Annotated in this window: 6 protein-coding genes and 1 pseudogene; 4 read left to right on the forward strand and 3 right to left on the reverse strand. The window is 33.9% G+C overall.

Translation table 11 applies throughout. The features are described 5' to 3' along the window. Positions 1 to 19: 19 nt before the first annotated feature. Genes QQZ16_RS16480 through QQZ16_RS16490 form a run of 3 tightly spaced genes read right to left on the reverse strand, consistent with a single transcriptional unit; the run spans position 20 to position 3,723 of the window. On the reverse strand, positions 20 to 1,078 hold the full coding sequence (locus QQZ16_RS16480; protein ID WP_047944582.1) for a Ger(x)C family spore germination protein: 1,059 nt from the start codon (positions 1,076 to 1,078) through the stop codon (positions 20 to 22). 31 nt (positions 1,079 to 1,109) lie between these two features. After that, positions 1,110 to 2,243: a GerAB/ArcD/ProY family transporter gene (locus QQZ16_RS16485; protein ID WP_081836610.1), complete on the reverse strand. Its 1,134-nt coding sequence runs from the start codon at positions 2,241 to 2,243 to the stop codon at positions 1,110 to 1,112. A 4-nt stretch (positions 2,244 to 2,247) separates the two neighbouring features. Continuing rightward, the gene (locus QQZ16_RS16490; RefSeq protein WP_235252360.1) at positions 2,248 to 3,723 is read right to left on the reverse strand and encodes a spore germination protein; all 1,476 of its coding nucleotides are present in this window, start codon (positions 3,721 to 3,723) and stop codon (positions 2,248 to 2,250) included. Between the two features lie 344 nt (positions 3,724 to 4,067). Here QQZ16_RS16490 and QQZ16_RS16495 point away from each other — a divergent pair. From QQZ16_RS16495 to QQZ16_RS16510, 4 genes and pseudogenes are all read left to right on the forward strand, one after another. Beyond that, positions 4,068 to 4,403: pseudogene (locus tag QQZ16_RS16495) on the forward strand (DUF4317 family protein); the annotation flags it as partial. Between the two features lie 331 nt (positions 4,404 to 4,734). Continuing rightward, positions 4,735 to 4,866, forward strand: a complete 132-nt coding sequence (locus QQZ16_RS16500; protein WP_284561525.1) for a hypothetical protein — start codon at positions 4,735 to 4,737, stop codon at positions 4,864 to 4,866. A 141-nt stretch (positions 4,867 to 5,007) separates the two neighbouring features. Continuing rightward, positions 5,008 to 5,217 (forward strand): DUF559 domain-containing protein, encoded by a 210-nt coding sequence (locus tag QQZ16_RS16505; protein WP_047944579.1) that lies wholly within the window; start codon positions 5,008 to 5,010, stop codon positions 5,215 to 5,217. Between the two features lie 114 nt (positions 5,218 to 5,331). Further along, positions 5,332 to 6,480, forward strand: a complete 1,149-nt coding sequence (locus QQZ16_RS16510) for a zinc-dependent alcohol dehydrogenase (protein WP_031537008.1) — start codon at positions 5,332 to 5,334, stop codon at positions 6,478 to 6,480. Positions 6,481 to 6,901 lie beyond the last annotated feature (421 nt).

Raw genomic sequence — 6,901 nt, forward strand, 5'->3', positions numbered from 1 at the left:
AGTTATTCGATAAGAAAAATTAAAAGTTTTGCCTTTTTGAATTTGCATCCGTCAAAGGATCGATATTAATATTGTATTGTATTTTAATGTCCATCTTCTCAAACAATTCAATCCATTTTTTTTCTTCCATTGGTTTTGAGAATGGTCTTTTTGTTTGTATGCCAATCTGTAATGGATCCACTTTCAATTCTTGCATCTTTTTAAACAGTTCATGTGTTTGTTTTTCAAGATGGGTTTCGATATCTTTTTTCATATTTTCTAATTCCTTTGGGTCAAATAATTGTTTCTCTCCCCGGTATTCCTCAATTCTAGTGTCCATATTCACGGTATAGGTCATTGTAGAATAGCTGCTATCGAAATCTACTATTACTTTAGATCTAACATGACCCAGTACAATTTCAAATTTTTGAATCGGTAAAACAACTAAGTAGTGATCGTTGTTTATCAGCTGGAAGATACGATCATCTAAAGATGAAATAGTTTCAACTAGCTTGTCATCTTTAAACAAGGCTGTACCTTCATAGTTGACCCCATCCTCTTCTATTTTGAATACAGGCAAAAAAGGATCTGAATAAGGAGTATAGAGCAAATTTTTAAATTGATGAAGATTAACGACAGTTAATTCTCCTTGGTTTTTTTCCTCATAATGCTTCAGCATACGGTAAAACGAGTAATCAAAGTTTTCATCTTTGTCCAATTGACTTTCCAAGTATTCATCAAAATTTCCTTTTACGATTACTAAATAGATTCTCGGAGAAATATCCGGATCAGTCAATAATACATTTATAATGGACATAATGCCGTCTCTTCCAAGTTCATCACTAATTACCAGCATCCGCATTTGTCCAGATTTCATTTCCTGGTAGAAGTTGAGGTTGTACTTCTGTACTCCCTCCTTTAATAAGCTGACTTCTTGCGACATAACAAACTTCTTTTCTTTACTTAGAGGAGGCAAAATTGTACTGACTTTTAATTTCCCTGTATCCCCCTTACTAATTGCCAAAAAGGTAACGGGAGAAATTTCTTCAATAAGGTTATTTTCGGTAAAAGGGGCACAGCCAGATAAACAAATAGTCATAAAAAGAAGTATTAATCTATTACATATCTTTTTATGTAGACGCACTTTTTTTAACTCCCCTTTTTTTCATTGCTAAAACAATAACAAGTGGAACAAGAAAATAGCTTATGCTTCCAGCTATAATTTGAAGATTAAGTAAAAAATTCTGCTTCTCCCAAGGCTTCCAAAATAATTCATTCACAAGAATCATTCCGATAAAAATAAGGAATACACTGAATAACAAACCTTTTCCACTGGTTGGCTTGCTCAATTTACCAAAAGCTATTCTAGATGCTCCATAAAACAATAGTAGAAATAGAGAAACTGCAAAAACTAGGTTAAATAATTCAAAGGAAAGCATGATCATATCAATTCGTTCAAACACTGGGTTTTGAAAATAACGGGACATATTAATAATTGGATATTGAGTTTTACTTAAATAATTGGAACCGAAAAAAAATAGGGATGCTATAAATAGGAATACATACTCTACAACGGTGAGAGCGTTTCCGTAAGACAAATAGCGAAAGGTTTTATTGTTTGTTTTAAGCCATGGTCCCAAAAATACCAGAAATTCCGGACCAGAATAGGAAGACAAAATTAAAAAAACGGCTTTCCAATTTTCTACTTTCCACTCCATTGGAATAAGTGGATACAAATCACTGAGTTGAGCTATTGGAGGGAAGACGAAAAAAACGAAAAATGTGAACATCCAAAATGTACAGAAAAAAGAAATCAACACAAAACGAATGGTATGTTCAACGCCCCTACCTGCGACATAAAAACATAACAACAAAATAAAAAAGACAAGAAAATTTGTATCTGTTGATGGAAGTATAAATGTTTGAACAATTTCGATGAATCCTAACGTTATGACGGAAAGTTTAAGTAGAATAAAGAACAACCCGATGAAAGAGAGAAAACGTACCAATTTTTTCCCAAACAATTGGACAAATCCATTATATCCATTGCTAGATAAACGGGTTAAAAGCCACTTCGATAAAAGAAGAAGGTTTAGTTGGGATAATATCCCGACAGCTATAAGCACCCAAATCATATATGGATTGATCAAGATATTTGGCATAATCAGAAAGAAGTATAGCATTTGGAGGCGATTTACCAACAACATGGCATAGAACCCATTATAGGTTTCATTCTTTTTAAATAATTGGTGGGTTTCCATCATCAAGTCATCTCCTAGTTTTATCTCTCTTCTGTTTTAGAGGTTTAAGATGCTCTGGACGCTCCAACATTTTGACTAATGGCCCTCGAATGAATAAGTCAATCCAATCCTTACCGAAAAAAGGGGAAACTGGTGAAAAATAGGGTTGCTTGATTGAAGACAAGCTATTAAGATGAGCCAAAATAGCAATGCTTCCTAGTGCAATCCCAATTATCCCAAGTAAAGAAGAAAAAACAAGAAGCATCAATTGAATTAATGAATTTGCTTTTGTCATAAGGTAGTTGGGAATAAGAAAGGAAGCTATCGTCGAGATCCCAACCATGACAATTAATACTTTGCTAGCGAATCCAGCCTCAACAGCCGCTTGACCAATCACAATACCACCAATAACCCCAAGTGTTTGACCAGTTTTTGTAGGCATTCTTAAACTTGCTTCTTTTATGATTTCAATAAAAATTAACATGATAAATGCTTCCCAAAAAGGAGTAAAAGGAAGCATGCTCCTTGATTCGACCAAGACCAGAAGTGTTTGCATAGGAATCATTTGATAGTGATGAGTTGTCAATGCCACATAGAAAGGAATCAATGTGATTGACAGAACAAAACTGGCATATCGGATGATGCGCAAAAAACTGGCAACTACCCATCGATTAATATAGTCCTCGGGTGATTGGAATAAATGGAAAAAAGTAATGGGTGCAACAAGAGCAAATGGTGTATTGTCTACCAGAAGGGTGATCTTTCCTAATCCCAGAGAATAAGCAACTATATCAGGCCGGTCAGTTTGCTGAAACTGAGGAAAAATACTGTTTTGATGTTCCTCCATGAATGCCGCAACTTGAGAGGAGTCAAAGAAGAGATCAAAATTAATTTCAGAAATCTTCTCTTTGACTGTTGAAACAAATTCTGGATTAGTCAGCCCCTCTATGTACATTAAAACAACACTTGTCTCGCTCATAGAACCGACAGTAAACTTCTCTGCTTTCAGTTCATGTATGGGGAGTCGTCTTCGAATAAGCGTAATATTTTGTTCTACTTGTTCACTAAAGCTGTCCTTTGCTCCGAACAGAATGGTTTCTGTTTCGGAAGTTTCAATGGCACGTCCAATAGGATTTTTTAATGGCACAGCTAACCAAAGGTTTTGCGAAGAATCAAATAACAAAATGGAACCTGAAAACAACTGTTTTTTTGCCTCTATAAAATTAGGAATGTGAATAATGGAGGAATTCGTAATACAATCTTGAATAGACGGTTTGGAACATTTAGTTAAAGGTTTTATAATGCTTTCATTTAATTTTTCTTGGTCAATGAGAGTTCGTATGTAAACAAGATGAATTTTTCGAATAACGGAAATGTCAATTTCCACAAATTCTGCATCATCCATTTGAACGAGGCTTTTTTTCAGAGCTTCTATCGATAATTCTGATTCAGCTATTGATTGAGCAACAAACTTACTTTCAATTTGTTTTTTTTTCCAAAACATGTACATCCCACCCCTCTTATTGAGAAAAAACATTTCTAGTCGTACTTAAAAATTTCATATTCATACACATTGTTACCAATTTAATTTTAAAATATACAAAACACGTAGAGGTGCATAACGACCCAAGAGGAACAAAGGCAATCCATAATAGATAGGCCTTCTTCATCTTAAAGATTGTTATAATAAAGAAGTGTCAAAAGCTAACTGTAGCTTTGGATGCTCTTTTTTGTTCAAAACACGAATCTTACTAGCCAGGGAGTTAAAATTTAGAGATGAATAACAAAGATATAGCAGAGATTCGAAAACAATTTAAGTTGGATAACGATTTACTGAAAATAGTGGTGGAAGAAGAGAGTACTCCTACTTTGGATACTAAAGAGATTGAACGTGTGCTGAAGGCGAGCGGCGTAAAAGATATGAATACGGAAAAAGTGGAAAGGGCATTTCAGCAGGTGGTTGAAGACAAAACGTATGAAATGAAAGCAAGCCATATCGTTCCGAGTTACGCGTCCAAGTCCATTAAGATCAGCACAAAAGTAGCGAATGTTGCAATCAGCCCTCAAGACTTGAGATATGTCAAACAGGTCAATTAAAATGGCAAACGCTGTCTATTGATCAAGGTGGAAGAAGACTCGATGATTGAAGGATTTAAGCTGCTTCCGGAAGAGCTGTTGGAGTAAGAGAGATTGGGTGATCCTTCAGCCAGCTATCTAAAATGGACAGGGGAAAAAACCTCATTTAGCCCTGTTACGGTGAACCGTATCACAAATAGTGGTAAAGCAGAGAGTGGAAGTTGAATTAAGCAAAACCGTATTAGAACAAATTAAATAAATTAACAGCCCCTAAGGATTTTATATCAAGTCTGAAGGGGTTTTATATTTGTCTTAGAATAAGTTATAACAGGGGAATAAACGTTCTGTTTTTGTTAAACTATTCGATGGTTAACGGTATAATAGTACATAGAAGAACGTAGAAAAGGAAGGTAGAGCAATGTTAAATAACATAAAAACTTTGATCTATCAACCAGAGGGCAGGGATACATCAGTAGAAGTTAAAATAGCAGATGAAACAGTTTGGATGACACAGAAGGCAATTGCAACACTTTACCAAACCACTATGCAAAATATAACAATTCATTTATAAATATTAGTAGAATATTAGATTTACTTCAAGATACTAAGTATTATATAGTACAAAATAAAGAAGGAACTAGAAAAGTAAAAAGGAAAGTTTTACATTATAATCTAGATACTGTTTTTAATATCGCTATAAGAGGCCAATATTTTGAGGAGTTTAATAATCTTATTAATTTCGCGCAAACAAATGGAACGCAGATTTGGAGAAATATTAAAAAACTCTTTAGAAGGAATTGTTTATATTTATGATAAATATAGAGTGGACAATTACATCGTTGATTTCTATATACCACAATTAGAATTAGTGATTGAATATGATGAAAAACATCACAAAAAACAAATAAAGGACGATAATTAATCTTCTTGTTGTTGTCTTTAATAAGGATGGTGACAACAATGATGAATAAAAAAATAATTTCTGGAAAAGATAATCTAAGACAAAATATAAATTCTAAGAAAGAAGTTGAGAACAATGAAAGCAGTTACTTTTCAAGGTGTAAAAAATATGCAAGTCAAAGAAGTACCAAACCCAACAATTCAAAAGAATGATGATATTATTGTTCGCATTACTTCAAGTGCAATTTGTGGTTCTGACCTTCATATTTATCAAGGGGCAGTACCAGCTACAAAAGATTATGTATTAGGACATGAGCCGATGGGTATTGTTGAAGAAGTTGGTTCGGAAGTTACAAAGGTAAAAAAAGGTGATAGAGTAGTTCTTCCATTCAACATTTCATGTGGTCATTGTCATTACTGTCAAAATGAAATGGAGAGCCAATGTGATAATTCTAATCCTAATAAGGCTGTAGACACTGGGGGTTATTTTGGTTTCACTGAAAGATATGGTGGGTATCAAGGTGGTCAAGCGGAACTCCTTCGTGTACCATATGGTAATTTTATTCCTTTTGTTATCCCAGAATCAGTAGAATTAGATGATGAAAAATTGTTGTTTATGTCAGATGTATTACCTACCGCTTTATGGAGTGTCGAGAATGTAGGAGTTAAAAAGGGTGATACAGTTGTCGTTCTTGGTTGTGGACCTGTTGGTTTTATGGCACAAAAGTTTGCATGGTTGAAAGGTGCAAGTCGAGTGATTGCAGTTGACAATGTTCCTTATCGCTTAAATCATGCTAAAAAAATGAACAATGTGGAAGTAATTAACTTTGATGATTTTCCAACATTTGATGATGCTGGAAAATATATTCGTGAATTAACAAAAGGTGGAGCAGATTGTGTCATTGATTGTGTGGGAATGGATGGGAAGAAAACTCCTAAAGAAGCACAAGAACAACAAATGGGTTTAGTTGGGGGAACTACAAGCCCTATACAAATTGGTATGCAAGCTATTAAAAAATTCGGAAATTTACAATTAACAGGTGTATATGGTTCTGTTTACAATCAATTTCCTTTAGGTAATTTATGGGAAAGAAATATTCGTATAAGAATGGGGCAAGCACCTGTTGTTCATTATATGCCAATATTGTTTGATATGATTCAAAAGGGTGAATTTGACCCTACTGAAATTATCACGCATGTTGTACCGTTAGACCGAGCAAGTGAAATGTATAAAACCTTCTATGAACATGCAGATGATTGTATAAAAGTAGTTTTAAAACCATAATGAAAAATATAATTATTTTAATTCTTTACGCTTTAATGGTTTCAAGGATAATCCCGATAGTCCAAAAGGAATTGGCATACCAGTATCGACCTTAGTTACATATAAATAGGTATTTGTTATAAAAAAGGTGTTTTAATAATGCTAAAAAGCAGTGTGATTTCAGGTGTGAAATCCACTGCTTTTATGCATGTTTTTACATTTGCTTTTTCCTACGTGGGTACTTCAAAAGAGAATGGCTTAGTCTTAATTAGGTATCCCCTTTAAATAGATATTAAATTTCAATTTTAATTACTCAACTTTCGCACCAAAAAAATAAGTGCAAATCGTTAGTTGTATTGCGTCTATGGTCTATTAAATATGTTGCTTGACAGTGTTTAATAAAATGAAATAACACCTCATTCTTTGGTATAGTGTAATTGTC

It is taken from the genome of Bacillus sp. T2.9-1, assembly GCF_950097965.1.
Taxonomy (GTDB): domain Bacteria; phylum Bacillota; class Bacilli; order Bacillales; family Cytobacillaceae; genus Niallia; species Niallia hominis.

Bases quoted from the DNA above. Each gene is read 5' to 3' on its own strand.
- QQZ16_RS16480 (WP_047944582.1), bottom strand. From the start codon at position 1,078: ATGACTATTTGTTTATCTGGCTGTGCCCCTTTTACCGAAAATAACCTT.
- QQZ16_RS16485 (WP_081836610.1), bottom strand. From the start codon at position 2,243: ATGATGGAAACCCACCAATTATTTAAAAAGAATGAAACCTATAATGGG.
- QQZ16_RS16490 (WP_235252360.1), bottom strand. From the start codon at position 3,723: ATGTTTTGGAAAAAAAAACAAATTGAAAGTAAGTTTGTTGCTCAATCA.
- QQZ16_RS16510 (WP_031537008.1), top strand. From the start codon at position 5,332: ATGAAAGCAGTTACTTTTCAAGGTGTAAAAAATATGCAAGTCAAAGAA.